Genomic DNA, 14,745 nt, shown 5'->3' with positions numbered 1-14,745 from the left:
TCGTGCGATTGCGACATATTGAGGTGTTTCAGGCGATTGTGCAGACCGGCAGCATCAGCGGTGCGGCGCGCCTGCTTAATGTGTCGCAGCCGAATGTCAGCCGGGTGTTGAACCACGCCGAGCAGCAGCTTGGTTTTGCGCTGTTTGAACGGCGCGCCCAGGGGATGATTGTGACGGCGGAAGGGCGGCGTTTGCTGCCGGAAGTGGAAGAACTGTATCAACGCTTACAGTCCATCACCGAGCTGACGGAGCAACTGCGGCGTGGCGAAGGACAGACGGTGCGCGTTGGTGCGGCGCATGCTTTTGGTCAGATGGTGCTGGCCCCGGCGCTGGTCACCTGGCGACAACAGGCGGCATCGGTCAGCGTGGAGTTGGTCACCGAACATTTCAGCACCCTGTGTCGCAGCATTCTCGATAATCAGCTCGATTTCGCGCTGGTATTTGGTCAGCAGGTGGATGCTGACCTGCTGGCGGAACCTTTGTTTCAATCCTCAATGGTGGCGCTGCTGCCGCTGCATCATACCCACAATGAACCGGTCACCCTTGAATGGCTGTGCGCCAATAACCTGCTGATGATGCAAAGCCAGGACCCGTTGGGCCGTGTGCTGCATCGCGCGCTGCGGGATAAGGGGTTAAATCCGGGGGTGTCGTTGTCGATTAAAACCTACTCGGTGATTGCCGACATGGTGCTGGCGGGCGGCGGCGTGGGGATCGTGGATCTGTTTACCGCCTGTCGTTATGCCGATCAGCTGAAGCTGCTGCCAGTGGCACAGCCGTTGCCGTTTGAGGTGATGCTGATTAGCCGCCGTGACCGGCCTCAGTCGCAATCGACCCTGCAACTGAAACAGGTGATTCGTAATAAGTTGTGGGAGATTGCGCGGCAATGTGAATCACGGTTTTTTACGGTGAAGCCGTAGGGGGGCGTTCGCCTTGGCGATGTTTTGGCTCCGGGGTGGTTTCGTTCGCCACAGGCTGATGCAGTTTCAGTTCGCCGGTGCGGCGACCGAGCAAAGGGTGCCTGGCCGCACCCTTTGCAATCCCGGGCCTTGCGCCAGCCTCCCTCGCCGCTACGCGGTGCTTTTTGCGCGATAAATCGCGCCGCTACAACTGCCGACGGACCGGCGGCGATTCGCTCCTGCTCAACGCCGCCTTTCGCCGCATCCATGCGGCTCATCCTGGCAGCATTCATTCGCTCAGCGAGTCCGGATGGCGCCCCACCCTCGCTGCACGACCTGTGCTTATCAGTCTCTATCTTTTTGCTTTTTGCCCTTTATTTTTTTCTCTTTTTTTCTGCGGTTTTGCAGACGGTGGGGTGGGTGGCATCCGCAGCGCCGAGCGCAGAGGGAAGGCCAGGCCGAGCCGCATGGATGCGGCGAGAGAGCGGAATGAGCCAGGGATGGCGAATCCGCGCGTGCCGTCCGCCTGCACGATGCAGCTGAAACTCCACCATGTCTGGCGGGCGGAACCTACTCATAGTCAAACCGCTGCGGCGGGCGGAACCTTTCCAGAATCAAACCCCATCCGTAATCGGTTTACGCACCAACAACAGATACGCCAGCGCCCCTACCACCGTCACACCGGCACAAATCATCAGCGCCAGGCTGAAGGATTTGGTGGTGTCCAGCACCCAGCCCGTCACGACCGGTGCAAACGAAGCGAACACAAAGCTGGCAAAGTTCTGGATACTGCCGACCGACGCCGTCATGCGTGCAGTCACGTTGGCATGAATCAATCCCCAGCAGGACGTACCGGCAAAATGGATACAGAACAGCGCCATACCAATCAGCGTCACCGCGCTGGTGGTGTCAGTGGCACGGGTGACGAAGGCGGTAAATGCAGCTGACAGCAACATACCGCTGACAATGCTCACCTTACGCACCTTCACTGCATTTATCCCACGACGCACCAGCGCATCCACCACATAGCCGTTGAGCAACATCCCGGCGGCACCGAACAGGAACGGAATCGCCGCCAGTAAACCGGTGCTTTTCAGGTCGAGGTTATAGGTGGATTGCAGGTAGCCCGGCAGCCAGGCGATATACAGCCACGCGGTGTAGTTGATGCCGCTGAAACCAATCATCATGCCCCACATGGTGCGTTGCTTAAACAGACCACGCCACTCGGCAAAACTGATCGGCTCCTTGCGTGATGCCACGCTACCCGCCTGTAAATAATGGATCTCTTCCGCGCTCAGTTTGTTGTTGTCGCGATCGCGGTAGGTCAGATACCAGCCGATAGCGAGGAACATACCCAATACGCCGATGGTGACAAACATACCGCGCCAGCCCAGCACCAGCATCATCGCTGCCAGAATGGGCGGGGCAATCGAAAGGCCAATCATCGAGGCGGCGTTAAACATCCCCATCGGCATACCGCGATCTTTGATGTTGAACCAGTCGTTGATCACCTTCACGCCGCACGGGTTCATCGGCGCTTCGCCAATACCCAGGCCAATACGCACGAGGATAAATTGGGTGAAGTTATGCACCATACCGGCGGCGGCCTGGAACAACGACCAGAAGAACATGCCAATCGCCAGCATAATGCGCGGGCCTTTGCGGTCCAGCAGTGCACCGCACGGCAGCTGCGCCAGACCATACGCCAGCGAAAACGCTGACAACAGTACGCCAATCTCGGTGGCCGACAAACCCAGCTCGCCGCGAATGGTCATATTGGCGACGGACAGGGAACTGCGGTCAAGATAGTTAATAATGGCGGCGAACAGCAGCAACAACATCGCTGTCATCTGAATCTTTCTGATGCGCGGTGAGCGCACCACATCGCCGCGTGCAGGGACAAATTCGCGTCCATCTGCGGCTGGGGCTGGCGCTGTCTCGCGACCACGAGCCGACGTATTTTCCATTGCAACCTCCCGGATCTGGGTACTTATCGTTATCAGTCAGTGTGGGGTTCTGTGGTCGCCAACCGATGCGACCTCAACAGATGGTTCCGAGACTAGAAGCAAAGATGACAGGATGTTGCAAAGATGTTTCTGATTCGTGCGGGAGCTAATGCTTTGTGGTTTTTAATCGGTTTTTAATTGTACTGACGGATCGATCGGATCATCGAGGTTTTGGCGGTGTCGAGATGGGCATGCAATGCACACAGCGCTTCCACATCCTGACGGCTAATCAACGCGGTGAGGATCGCCATATGTTCCTCCAGTGCCACGATATTACGCTGCTTTAAATCGCTTTCATCCCATTGATAATGCGAATGAAAAATCACCGAGATGATCTCCAGCGATTGATTAAAAAATGGGTTGTTGGCGGCGGAAAGAATCAACGAATGCATCTCCTTATCCAGTGCGGCGAAGTGGCGGTAATCGCTGGCAATGGTGTCTCGCATCGCACGGTGCCGGTCGAGTAAATCGCGTGCCTGAATCCAGCGCTCATCCTCCGATGCCAGATTGAGAAAGCGATTTAACGCGTGGGTTTCCAGCATTTCACGCAGCTCAAACAGTTTTTCCGCGTAATTCTGGTCGAACTTTTTCATGCGCCACTGACCGCGCTTCACCGGCTCCAGCAGGTTGTAGCGCATAAAACGCAGCAAAAACTCACGCACCACCACCGGGCTGACCTTCACCCGTTGCGCCAGTTGCAGCTCGGTAAAGGTATCACCCGGCATCAGTAGCCGCTGGTTGATCAAATTAAAAAATGCCTGCTCGAATTGCGTGGCCTGCTGCTCAATCGGTGGAGTGAGGGCACTGAAGCCATCTTCATCGCTGGGGTTACGCACGATGACATACGTCTCATCCACTTTATCCAGAATGCCGCGCTGGTGCAGGTAATGCAGGGTGTGGCGCACCGTGGTACGGCTGATATTGAACATCTCCGCCAGCGCCGCCTGCGGGGGTAAAGGCGAACGGATATGGCGCTGCGCGATGCCTTCCAGCATTTGGTTGATAACGTTCTGACGCAGATTCTGGTTTCGGCTCATAACAGGCTCCGGTTTTTTATTTATTAAAAACCATCGAAAGCCCAAAAAAATCGTTCTGCCTCACACTTTTGCGTGCGCAACAAGCCGTTAACATCGATTCTCGCCATAACTGTGACATCAGCACAGGAGAAACCTATGACAAGCATGAAAACCCTGGTGGTGGCGGAACCGCGTAGCATGGTGTGGCAGCAGCGTGCCAGACCGACCCCGGCCGCCCACGAGGTTCTGATCAAACCGATTACCGCCGGGATTTGCGGCACCGATATCCATGCCTGGGCGGGGAACCAGCCGTTTTTCAGTTATCCACGCGTGTTGGGCCATGAGCTATGCGGCGAAGTGGTGGCGCTGGGCGCTGAGGCGAGCGGCTTTACGCCGGGGCAACGTGTGGCGTTGATCCCGTACGTCGCCTGCCAGCAGTGCGACGCTTGTCAGAGCGGCAAAACTAACTGCTGTGAAAACATCTCGGTGATTGGCGTGCATCAGGATGGTGGTTTCTGCGAACTGCTCAGCGTACCGCAAAACAATTTACTGGCGGTGGATGATGTCGCACCGGAAGCGGCAGCCTTGATCGAGCCATTCGCCATCAGCGCCCATGCGGTGCGCCGGGCTGCGGTGATGCCGGATGAGCAGGTGCTGGTGGTCGGTGCCGGGCCGATTGGCCTGGGTGTGGCGGCAATTGCCGCAGCAGCGGGCGCGCAGGTGGTGGTGGCGGATACCAGCGAGCAGCGGCGGGCGCATGTCGCGCAGCAACTGGGGCTGGCAACCATCAACCCGCTGGATGCGGATTTTGACGCCACGCTGCGCGCGCAGTTCGGTGGACGCCTGGCAGCCAAAGTGATCGATGCCACCGGCAGCCCGGCAGCAATGAACGGCGCGGTAAAACTGATTCGTCACGGCGGCACTATTGTGTTTGTCGGCCTGCACAAAGGCGACCTGGTGATCCCCGATACCGAATTCCACAAAAAAGAAACCACGCTGATGGGCAGCCGCAATGCTACGCGCGAAGATTTCGACAAAGTGCGCGCACTGATGGCGAGCGGCCAGCTACGTGCTGACATGATGCTCAATCGGCATTATGACTTCTCCACCCTGGCGGAAACCTTTGAACCCGAGGTGATCAACAATCGCGAACTCATCAAAGGCGTCATCCACTTCGCCCGTTAAGTTTTCATCGGGCACCGCACCGTGGGTGTGCGGTGCCGCAAAAATCGCGTGATAAATCACGCCGCTACAGGCCATCAATCATCCCAGTAGCGGCGCGATTTATCGCGCGTCTTTACGCCTGCAATGTGGCGAAAAAGTGCTGGCGCACTGCGTCAGCCTCCACCCCAAGACACAGGCGCTGGGCATGCAACCCGGCAAAGGGATCATGGCGTGAGGCGAGGGCGTTGAGGCGGCGTAACGTCTGACCGCTGCTGATACCTTCCGTCACCACGCGTACCGGCGCTTCCGTGACGTGAAAGGCGTGCGGCAGCGCCAGCCAGGAAAGGGTCAGGGTGTCGTGCAGTGCCATACCCGCAAACCCCTCTTTTTCCAGGCTATACGCCAGATAGGGACGGCAGATGGCGCTCAACACCGGTTGATTAAGTTGATGTACTTCATTTGCGGTAATCAACACCTTATGGGTGACATCCAGCGGCAGTACCACCACTTTTAACGCCGAGGACAGCACCTGGTCGGCGGCATGCGGGTCTTTCCAGATGTTGAACTCGGCGAACGGCGTAACGTTGCCGCTGTGTCCGTCGGTGCCGAATGCGCCACCCATGATCACCAACTCTTTCACCAGCGGAATAATATCCGGGGCCTGATTGATCGCGCTGGCAATATTGGTCAGCGGGCCAATCGCCACCAGGGTGATGGCATGCGGGTGAGCGCGTACGCTGTCGATAATAAATTGTACCGCGCTGGGGGCCTGATCGCTGTGCGGGTTAGGGAAGGCATCGCCCAAACCATCTTCCCCATGCAGACGCGCCGGTTCAGAAGGGGTCAGCGCCAGCGGACGTGAACACCCGCGATACACCGGGGCATCAATAGCCATTTTCTCGCAAAACAGCCGGGCGTTTTTCACCGCCTGGCCCACCGGAACATTGCCAAATACCGTGGTGATACCCAGCAATTTCTGGGTGCGCGCGGCATACGCCAGCGCAAAGGCGTCATCCACGCCGATATCAGTATCAAAAATCAGGGTGCGCATGAGGATCTCCAGTTAATCGCTGCCGTCCAGGTTAAAACATAAATGTGTTGGGTGATACACCAATTTGTCCGGACGATTACCTTGCGCAACGTCACATATTGTTTGCCAGCGCCAGCCATCGTATTATCAACCCCCTCAAGGTGATGGCGTGCCACCTTCCCCAACCGCCGTTCTGGCAACAGACGGCTGATGACGCCTGACAACACTCTTATCCCTGCGCGGGAGACGGCGGTGTGTCAGGTGTTTTTCTGTCCTGCCGCGGCCCTGCGCGTTTCAAACATCAGGAGCTACACATTTATGTTGAAGTCGCTGTTGGCTGTTATGCTCGGTGGTGCCGTGGGTTGTACACTGCGCTGGCTGATTTCCCTCCGTTTTAACACGCTATTCCCCAATCTGCCGCCCGGCACCTTAATGGTGAATCTGATTGGTGGATTTATTATTGGTGCTGCACTGGCCTGGTTTTTAAAGAATCCACAGCTTGATCCGGCCTGGAAATTGCTGATTGTCACCGGTTTGTGTGGCGGTTTGACCACCTTCTCCACCTTCTCGGCAGAAATTGTCGTGCTGATCCAGGCAGGCAAATATTTCTGGGCGATGTCGAGCGTGATGGTGCATGTGATCGGTTCTTTATTGATGACCTTTGCCGGTTTCGCCGTGGTCAATCTGCTGGGCTAAACGGAGCGCTTGAAATAACCTTTAAGAGGTAGATACTGGTCAGAGTTCTGTGCGTGTGACGCACAGAACGTGTCACCGATTTATCCGGACGATTAAGGAGCACGTTGATGAGTAGTCACCCCAAATTCCTTAACCTGGTGTTGTTAAACGGTGAGCCCGAAGAGAAATTGCGAGCAGCGCATGCCGCGGGCTTTGATCAGGTTGAAATCTGGCGTGAAGATGTTCAGGCCAGCGCGCAGGGCACCCTGGCGCTGGCGCAATTGGCCGCTCAGCAGCAGCTTACGTTTACCAACTTGCAGGTATTACGCGATTTTACCGGTGCGCCGGATCGTGAACGTCAGCAGAAACGCGAAGAACTGCGTCAGTTTATTCAGGTCGCTCAGGCGCTGGGCTGCGACACCATTCAGGCACCGGCCACCACGCGTGAAGATTGCCTCGCGGAACGTATCGATGAGGATTTGCAGTGGATGGCGTCAGAAGCCGCGCGCTACAAAATGCGTATCATGTACGAGCCAATGGCGTGGTGCAGCGTCGATAACACCCTGCCGCTGGCGTGGGAGCGCCTGCAACGGCTGGATCAACCCAACATTGGTTTGGTGGTCGATCTGTTCCACATCTGTGCGCGGGGCGGCGATGCTTCGCAGCTGGATGGTATCCCCGCCGATCGCATCTATGAAGTGCAGCTGTGCGATATGGCGGCACTGCCGCCGCAGAACAATGACGCCATTATCGATATTGCGCGTCATCAGCGTTTATTACCGGGTGACGGCATCATCGAGGTGGAGCGTTTTGTCGATAAGCTGAAGAGTGCCGGTTACAACGGCCCGGTTGGCATCGAGGTGTTTAACGATGCGTTAAAAGCGCAGCCACCGGCAGTGGCGGCGCAACAGGCGTGGACTGCGCTGAATCGCTACTGGCCTTAATCCTGCAAACATTGCGCGATAAAGGCAGCCGCCTGCATCGCGCCCTGCGAAGAAATGGTGTGGCCGGTGGCCGGTTCAAAACGTGTTTCCAGCGTCACACCCGCGGTTTTCAGGCGCAGCGCGGCGGATTCGCTCTCGGTCCAGGGGATCACGCCGTCAGCGTGGCCGTGGATCAACAGCGCAGGCGTCAGCGGCTGCGGCGTCAGGGCACCGTCAAAGGCCAGACGGCCAGAGAATGCCACCACACCCGCCAGCGGATGACGACCCGACGCCAGCGCATCCAGCGCCATAATCGACCCCTGCGAAAAGCCCACCAGAATCACTTTATCCCAGGCATCGGTAAAGCCATGCTGTGCCATTAATTGCTGTAGCGTGGCATCGAACGCAGCGCGCGCTTCGCGCACCCGTGCCGGACGGTTTTCCACGGTGACGCCGTTCAGGCTAAACCACTGATAACCCATGCCGTGTTCAAACGGATAAGGCGCATTCGGTGAGGCGAACGCCACATCCGGCAACAGGCTGGCCCAATGCTGGCCGAGTACCGCCAAATCGTCACCATTGCTGCCGACGCCGTGCAGAAAAATCACTAACGCTTTTGCCATCTTACCGCTCCTTAAAAACCGTATTCCGCCATATCCGGGCCAACCGGCACGATACCATTCGGGTTCAGTGCTTTGATGGAATAGTAGCCCTGTTTGATATGGTCGATATTCACTGTCTGACGCACGCCGGACACCGACAGCATACTCTTCAGGTAGCGATCGAGCAGCGGATAGTCGCGCAGGCGGCGCAGGTTGCATTTGAACAGGCCGTGGTAAGCCGCGTCAAAGCGGATCAGCGTCACAAACAGGCGGATATCGGCTTCGGTCAGGCGCTCACCCAGCAGGAAAGTACGGCCATCGCTCAGGCGTTCCTCCAGCTCATCCAGTTGGCTGAAAACATCCTGAAACGCCTGCTGATAGCTGATTTGCGTGGTGGCGAAACCGGTGCGATACACGCCGTTATTCAGACGCGGATAGATCGATTCGTTGATCGCATCGATCTCGCTGCGCAGATCCTGCGGATACAGATCGAGGCTGTTCTCGGCCAGATCGCCGAATCCGCTGTTCAGCATCCGCAGGATGTCGGCGGATTCGTTATTCACGATGGTTCCGGTTTTTTTGTCCCACAACACCGGCACCGTGGCACGACCGGTGAAATCAGACGCGGCGCGGGTATACAGCTCGTGCAGATATTCGGCGTTATTCAGCGTATCGCGATCGGCGCCGGGATAATCGCCGAAATGCCAACCCTGGTCACCCAGTTGTGGCTCCACCACCGACACGCTGATTACCTGCTCCAATCCTTTGAGGTTGCGGGCAATCAGGGTACGTGAAGCCCACGGGCAAATCAGCGCCACATAGAGGTGATAGCGATCCGGCTCGGCGGCAAACTCGCTGGAACCATCGGCGGTGATCCAATGGCGAAAACTGGATGTCTGACGGACAAAGCCGCCCTGTTTATCGGTGGCCTGTACCGGATGCCACTCTGCGCTCCACTTACCGTTTACCAACATCGCTCTGCTCCTCTGTGGTGATGTTGGTTAGCTTAACCCGCTGCCGGATGGGTGATAATCCGGGCAAAATGGCTTTCATTGCTTCCAGAATGGAAGGAATCAGCCCGGTGGATAATGACGGAAATGCTCGGCGAGAAAGTCGATCAGCAGACGAGTTTTCTGTGCCAGATGGCGGGCCGGAGGATAAAGCGCAAACAGGCCGAGCGGCGGGGTGGCAAAGGCATCCAGCAGCGAGACGATCTCACCGCGTTGCAGGGCCGGCGCGGCAATAAAACCCGGTAAGCGCGCGATGCCCAGCCCGGCCAGTGCCGCCTGTAAACAGGCTTCGGTATTGGAAAAACACAGGCGACCGCGAATTGGCATATTAACGCTATCGCCGCATGGGGTGACGAACGGCCAGTGCCAGGGATCGCGGAAATTGGTGTCGCTGATACATTGGTGTGCCGCCAAATCGCGCCAGTGCTGCGGCGTGCCGTGTTGCTGGAGATACCCCGGCGAAGCCGCCACGCGCACCGGCACATCACCGAGGCGGCGGGCAATCAGGCTGCTGTCATCCAGCTTGCCAATCCGAATCGCCATATCAAACCCTTCATCGACGATATTCACCGCCCGATCGGAGAAGTTCACGTCCAGTTCGATTTGCGGATAGGTGCGGGCGAACTCCACCAGCACGCTGGCGAGCACGGCGGTGCCAAAGGTGCCGGGGGCGCTGATCTTCAGGCGTCCGGTGGGAGTCGTTGCGCTTTCACGCACCGTGGCATCGAGGGTATCGAAGGCTTCCAGCAGGCTTTTTACCCGTTCGTAATAAGCGCGCCCCACTTCAGTGGGAGAGAGGGCGCGTGTGCTGCGTTTAAACAACTGCACACCCAGCTCCTGCTCCAGTTTGGATACCAGCTTTGACGCCTGGCCGCTGCTGGTACCAAGCCGCGCGGCGGCACCGGCAAAGCTGCCGACTTCCAGCACGGCAACAAACATACGGTCACAATCAAGACGATCCATGATGCTTCCTGATGGCAAACAAAAGCGGAGTATATAACGTCTGATGGATCCGTAGCGGCGCGATTTATCGCGCGCTTTTTTCCGGTACAGTGCTCTGGTTTAAGTTCGCATTCGGTGCGCTGCACCTTTCCCCCGGCGGCAAAACCTGTTTGACTACAGGTTTGCTGTTATCTGGCCGGGAGCCGTGGATGTCCTTGCTTCACCTGTCATCGCTGGCGGAGATTAGCGCCGCCGCGTGGGATGCATTGTTACCTGACGATCAACCGTTTTTACGCCACGCTTTTCTGCTGACGCTGGAAGAGAGCGGCAGCGTGCGGCCGGAAAGTGGCTGGCAGCCGGATCACCTTATCTGGCGCGAACAGGGTGAAGTGCGTGCCGCGCTGCCGGGCTATCGCAAACGCAATTCGTGGGGCGAATATGTGTTCGATCACGCCTGGGCCGATGCCTGCCAGCGGGCGGGTATTCCTTATTATCCCAAATGGCTGGGGGCGATTCCGTTCAGCCCGGTGACCGGTGCGCGCCTGCTGGGCGATGCCGCCCCATTAATCGCACAGTTACCGGATTACCTGCATCAGCACGGTCTGAGCAGCGCCCATATCAACTTCACCACGCCGCACGCCAATGCCTTGCTCGAACAGGCCCCGGACTGGCTGGCACGTCTTGGCATTCAGTATCACTGGCACAACCGGGGCTACCGGGATTTCCAGGATTTTCTCGATACCCTGATGTCGCGTAAACGTAAACAGCTACGCAAAGAACGCGAGCAGGTGGCGAGTAACGGCTTTGCTTTTGACTGGTATCGTGGCGATCAACTGCGTGAAGATCAGTGGGATTTTATTTATACCTGCTACGCCAATACCTATGCGGTACGCGGTCAGCGTCCCTACCTGACGCGGGATTTTTTCAGCCTGCTGGCCGAACGGATGCCGCACAGCATCCGGGTGTGCATCGCTTCGCTGCAACGACAGCAGGCAGCGATGGCGTTCTGCCTGGTGGATGGTGAGACGTTGTATGGCCGCTACTGGGGCTGCCTGGCGGAGTTTGACCGGCTGCACTTCGAAACCTGTTTTTATCAGGGAATGGACTACGCGATGGCCGAGGGGCTAGCGCGCTTTGATGCGGGTGCGCAGGGCGAACACAAACTGGTGCGAGGTTTCGAGCCGCAGATCACCCACTCGTGGCATTATCTCAGCCATGCGGGGTTACGGGCGGCGGTGGACGATTTTCTGCAACAGGAGCGGGCAGGGATACGCGCCTGGGAGGTTGAGGCGCGCGACGCCCTGCCGTATCGACGCGGCGATTAATCCACGCCGACAAAACCTCCGGTCTGATGCTGCCACAGGCGCGCGTACAAACCGTTGTGCGCCAGCAGCTCGCGGTGATTACCCATCTCGACAATTTGCCCCTGCTCCAGCACCACCAGACGATCCATTTTGGCAATGGTGGAGAGACGATGGGCGATGGCAATCACCGTTTTGCCCTGCATCAGCGTTTCCAGGCTCTCCTGAATGGCCGCTTCGACTTCCGAATCCAACGCCGAGGTGGCCTCATCCATGATCAGAATCGGCGCATCTTTCAGCAGCACGCGAGCGATGGCGATACGCTGGCGTTGCCCTCCCGACAGCTTCACGCCACGTTCGCCGACGTGCGCATCCAGCCCGGTGCGGCCCTGCGGGTCAGACAGCAGCGGAATAAACTCGTCGGCACGCGCACGACGAATCGCCTGCATCAGCTCCGCTTCGGTGGCATCCGGACGACCATATAACAGGTTTTCACGAATCGAACGGTGCAGCAGTGAGGTGTCCTGGGTGATCATGCCAATCTGACCACGCAGGCTTTCCTGAGTGACGTTGGCGATGTTCTGGTCGTCAATCAGGATGCGGCCACCGTTCAGGTCATACAGCCGCAGCAGCAAATTCACCATCGTCGATTTACCGGCACCGGACGGGCCGATCAGACCAATTTTCTCCCCCGGCTTGATGTTAAGGTTGAGGCGATTGATCACCTGACGACCGCCGCCGTAATCGAAGCGCACATCCTCAAAACGGATCTGGCCGCGCGTCACCTGCATCTGCTGTGCGGCGGGCGCGTCCTGCACGCTGAGCGGCTGGGAAATGGTGTTCAACCCATCCTGCACCATGCCGATATTTTCGAAGATGCCGTTCACCACCCACATGATCCAGCCGGACATGTTTACCAGGCGAATCACCAGGCCGGTTGCCAGCGCAATCGCGCCGACGCTAATCAGCGACTGGCTCCATAACCACAGCGCCAGACCGGACGTGCTGACGATCAGCATGCCGTTCAGGGTCGACAGCGTGATATCCATGCTGGTGACCATGCGGCTGGCGTGCTGGGTTTTGTCGGTTTGCTCCTGAATCGCTTCGCGCGCATAACGTTTTTCCAGATCGTTATGGGCGAACAGCTTGATGGTGGCGATATTGGTGTAGCCATCGACAATGGTGCCCATCAGCTTCGAGCGCGCCTCGGAAGACACCACCGAACGCTGTTTCACGCGCGGCACAAAGAAACGCAACGACAGGCTATAGGCGACCAGCCAGATAATCAGCGGGATCATCAGCCGCCAGTCGGCCTCGGCAAACAGCACCAGCGAGGTGATGGCGTAGATCAAAACGTGCCAGATGGCATCCACCAGTTGCACCGCCGAATCACGCAGCGAGTTACCGGTCTGCATAATGCGTTGCGCGATACGTCCGGCAAAATCGTTCTGGAAAAAGTTCAGGCTCTGGCGCAGCACGTAGTTATGATTTTGCCAGCGGATCAGGCTGGTCATGCTGGGGCTGATGCTTTGATGCACCAGCAGATCGTGCAAGGCAATCACGATGGGGCGGAAAATTAGCGCCACCGCCGCCATCCACAGCAAAATCTGCCAGTTATCAGTAAACAACGTCGCCGGAGTCGAGTGGTTAACCAGATCGATAATGCGACTGAGGTAGCTGAACAGCGCCACTTCAATCAGCGCCTGCACCAGCCCGACAATCAGCAGGGCGAGAAAACTCGGCCAGACCTGACGCAGATAGTAGAGATAAAACGGCCAGACAGTGGAAGGGGGAGAATCCGTTGGTGCATCCTGGAAAATATTGATAAAACGTTCAAAACGGCGATACAGCATAGCGTCACTCTTTCCGTCTCATTGAATCATTCAGCTTAGTGTAATTTCCAGGAGAATAGCGATATGGATTTGATTATCCGTGGCCGTGAACCGCGTGATGCGGCGGCATACCAAAGGTTGTTTAGCCAACCGGCGGTTTATGAATGGACCACGCAGCTACCCTTTCCCAGCGTTGCTACCTGGGAGAAAAAATTTGAGAAAATGGATGCGGAAGGCTTCATTGCGTTTGTGGCGGAAATCGACGGCAACCTGGTGGGGGAGCTGACGTTGTTTGTTGAACATCGGCCCCGCACCCGCCACAGCATCAGCTTTGGCATCAGCGTTGACCCGGCATTCAGTGGGCGCGGTATTGGTGAAAAACTGATCCGTACCGGCATGGATTATGCCTTTAACTGGCTGGGCGTGCAGCGTATGGAGTTGGAGGCGTTTCACGATAATCACCGCGCGCTGCGCTTGTACCAGCGTCTCGGTTTTCAGCACGAAGGGGTGCGGCGCAAAGCCTGCCTGCGAAATGGCGAGTACCACGATATCGTGGTGATGTCGGTGTTGCGGGAAGAGTGGGCGCAATGAATTGCGCCGCTACCGCTCACACCGATCCGTAGCGGCGCGATTTATCGCGCGGATTTTTCCCACAGCGCGCACGAAATTGCGCAATGCATTGCGCCGCTACCGCTCACACCGATCCGTAGCGGCGCGATTTATCGCGCGGATTTTTCCCACAGCGCGCACGAAATTGCGCAATGCATTGCGCCGCTACCGCTCACACCGATCCGTAGCGGCGCGATTTATCGCGCGGATTTTTCCCACAGCGCACACGAAATTGCGCAATGCATTGCGCCGCTACCGCTCACACTGATCCGTAGCGGCGCGATTTATCGCGCGGATTTTTCCCACAGCGCGCACGAAATTGCGCAATGCATTGCGCCGCTACCGCTCACACCGATCCGTAGCGGCGCGATTTATCGCGCGGATTTTTCCCACAGCGCACACGAAATTGCGCAATGAATTGCGCCGCTACCGATCACACCGGTCCGTAGCAACGCGATTTATCGCGCGGATTTTTCCCACAGCGCACACGAAATTGCGCAATGCATTGCGCCGCTACCGCTCACACCGATCCGTAGCGGCGCGATTTATCGCGCGGATTTTTCCCACAGCGCGCACGAAATTGCGCAATGCATTGCGCCGCTACCGCTCACACCGATCCGTAGCGGCGCGATTTATCGCGCGGATTTTTCCCACAGCGCACACGAAATTGCGCAATGCATTGCGCCGCTACCGCTCACACCGATCCGTAGCGGCGCGATTTATCGCGCGGATTTTCCTA

At 57.5% G+C, this 14,745-nt stretch carries 13 protein-coding genes and 1 riboswitch; of the genes, 6 read left to right on the top strand and 7 right to left on the bottom strand.

What is annotated here, in order from left to right; genetic code table 11:
* The first annotated feature begins 2 nt into the window (after nt 1-2).
* Nucleotides 3-917, top strand: a complete 915-nt coding sequence (locus tag AC6I8T_RS19795; RefSeq protein ID WP_497829713.1) for a LysR family transcriptional regulator — start codon at nt 3-5, stop codon at nt 915-917.
* A gap of 593 nt (nt 918-1,510) precedes the next feature.
* Here AC6I8T_RS19795 and AC6I8T_RS19790 read toward each other — a convergent pair.
* Together AC6I8T_RS19790 and AC6I8T_RS19785 are read right to left on the bottom strand one after the other, a co-directional pair.
* Nucleotides 1,511-2,863 (bottom strand): MFS transporter, encoded by a 1,353-nt coding sequence (locus AC6I8T_RS19790; protein ID WP_208724368.1) that lies wholly within the window; start codon nt 2,861-2,863, stop codon nt 1,511-1,513.
* 173 nt (nt 2,864-3,036) lie between these two features.
* On the bottom strand, nt 3,037-3,939 hold the full coding sequence (locus AC6I8T_RS19785; protein WP_497834252.1) for a GntR family transcriptional regulator: 903 nt from the start codon (nt 3,937-3,939) through the stop codon (nt 3,037-3,039).
* Between the two features lie 135 nt (nt 3,940-4,074).
* Here AC6I8T_RS19785 and AC6I8T_RS19780 point away from each other — a divergent pair, with 135 nt between their 5' ends.
* Nucleotides 4,075-5,103 carry a zinc-binding alcohol dehydrogenase family protein gene (locus AC6I8T_RS19780; RefSeq protein ID WP_021184948.1) on the top strand — a complete coding sequence of 343 codons (1,029 nt, stop codon included), beginning with the start codon at nt 4,075-4,077 and terminating at the stop codon, nt 5,101-5,103.
* A 112-nt stretch (nt 5,104-5,215) separates the two neighbouring features.
* On the opposite strand, the gene AC6I8T_RS19775 is transcribed toward AC6I8T_RS19780, so the two are convergent.
* On the bottom strand, nt 5,216-6,133 hold the full coding sequence (locus tag AC6I8T_RS19775; RefSeq protein ID WP_021184947.1) for a nucleoside hydrolase: 918 nt from the start codon (nt 6,131-6,133) through the stop codon (nt 5,216-5,218).
* A 130-nt stretch (nt 6,134-6,263) separates the two neighbouring features.
* A riboswitch (Fluoride riboswitch) is annotated at nt 6,264-6,339 on the top strand.
* A gap of 91 nt (nt 6,340-6,430) precedes the next feature.
* Between AC6I8T_RS19775 and crcB the strand changes: the two genes are divergently transcribed.
* Together crcB and AC6I8T_RS19765 are read left to right on the top strand one after the other, a co-directional pair.
* Nucleotides 6,431-6,808: a fluoride efflux transporter CrcB gene (gene crcB, locus AC6I8T_RS19770; RefSeq protein ID WP_021184944.1), complete on the top strand. Its 378-nt coding sequence runs from the start codon at nt 6,431-6,433 to the stop codon at nt 6,806-6,808.
* Nucleotides 6,809-6,915: 107 nt separating this feature from the next.
* Nucleotides 6,916-7,731 (top strand): sugar phosphate isomerase/epimerase family protein, encoded by an 816-nt coding sequence (locus AC6I8T_RS19765; protein ID WP_208724366.1) that lies wholly within the window; start codon nt 6,916-6,918, stop codon nt 7,729-7,731.
* Here the strand turns inward: AC6I8T_RS19765 and AC6I8T_RS19760 are convergent.
* The 3 genes from AC6I8T_RS19760 to AC6I8T_RS19750 form a co-directional block, all read right to left on the bottom strand.
* A complete protein-coding gene (locus AC6I8T_RS19760; protein WP_021184942.1) occupies nt 7,728-8,333 on the bottom strand; it encodes an alpha/beta hydrolase in 606 nt (201 codons plus the stop codon). The two genes, AC6I8T_RS19765 and AC6I8T_RS19760, sit on opposite strands and share 4 nt — an antisense overlap.
* 11 nt (nt 8,334-8,344) lie before the next feature.
* A complete protein-coding gene (locus tag AC6I8T_RS19755) occupies nt 8,345-9,286 on the bottom strand; it encodes a glutathione S-transferase family protein (protein WP_208724365.1) in 942 nt (313 codons plus the stop codon).
* Between the two features lie 99 nt (nt 9,287-9,385).
* Nucleotides 9,386-10,285, bottom strand: coding sequence for a LysR family transcriptional regulator (locus tag AC6I8T_RS19750; protein ID WP_021184940.1), 900 nt, complete (start codon nt 10,283-10,285; stop codon nt 9,386-9,388).
* A 188-nt stretch (nt 10,286-10,473) separates the two neighbouring features.
* Between AC6I8T_RS19750 and AC6I8T_RS19745 the strand changes: the two genes are divergently transcribed.
* Nucleotides 10,474-11,589: a GNAT family N-acetyltransferase gene (locus tag AC6I8T_RS19745; RefSeq protein ID WP_208724364.1), complete on the top strand. Its 1,116-nt coding sequence runs from the start codon at nt 10,474-10,476 to the stop codon at nt 11,587-11,589.
* On the opposite strand, the gene AC6I8T_RS19740 is transcribed toward AC6I8T_RS19745, so the two are convergent.
* Nucleotides 11,586-13,418 (bottom strand): ABC transporter ATP-binding protein, encoded by a 1,833-nt coding sequence (locus AC6I8T_RS19740; RefSeq protein ID WP_208724363.1) that lies wholly within the window; start codon nt 13,416-13,418, stop codon nt 11,586-11,588. The two genes, AC6I8T_RS19745 and AC6I8T_RS19740, sit on opposite strands and share 4 nt — an antisense overlap.
* 63 nt (nt 13,419-13,481) lie before the next feature.
* Here AC6I8T_RS19740 and AC6I8T_RS19735 point away from each other — a divergent pair, with 63 nt between their 5' ends.
* A complete protein-coding gene (locus tag AC6I8T_RS19735) occupies nt 13,482-13,988 on the top strand; it encodes a GNAT family N-acetyltransferase (RefSeq protein ID WP_021184937.1) in 507 nt (168 codons plus the stop codon).
* The last annotated feature ends 757 nt before the right edge of the window (nt 13,989-14,745 follow it).

The sequence above is a fragment of the Pantoea sp. X-Soil-OKNW-556 genome, from assembly GCF_059730695.1.
Note: the sequence above shows the minus strand (reverse complement) of the source record. Positions and strands in the feature narration are given on the sequence as shown.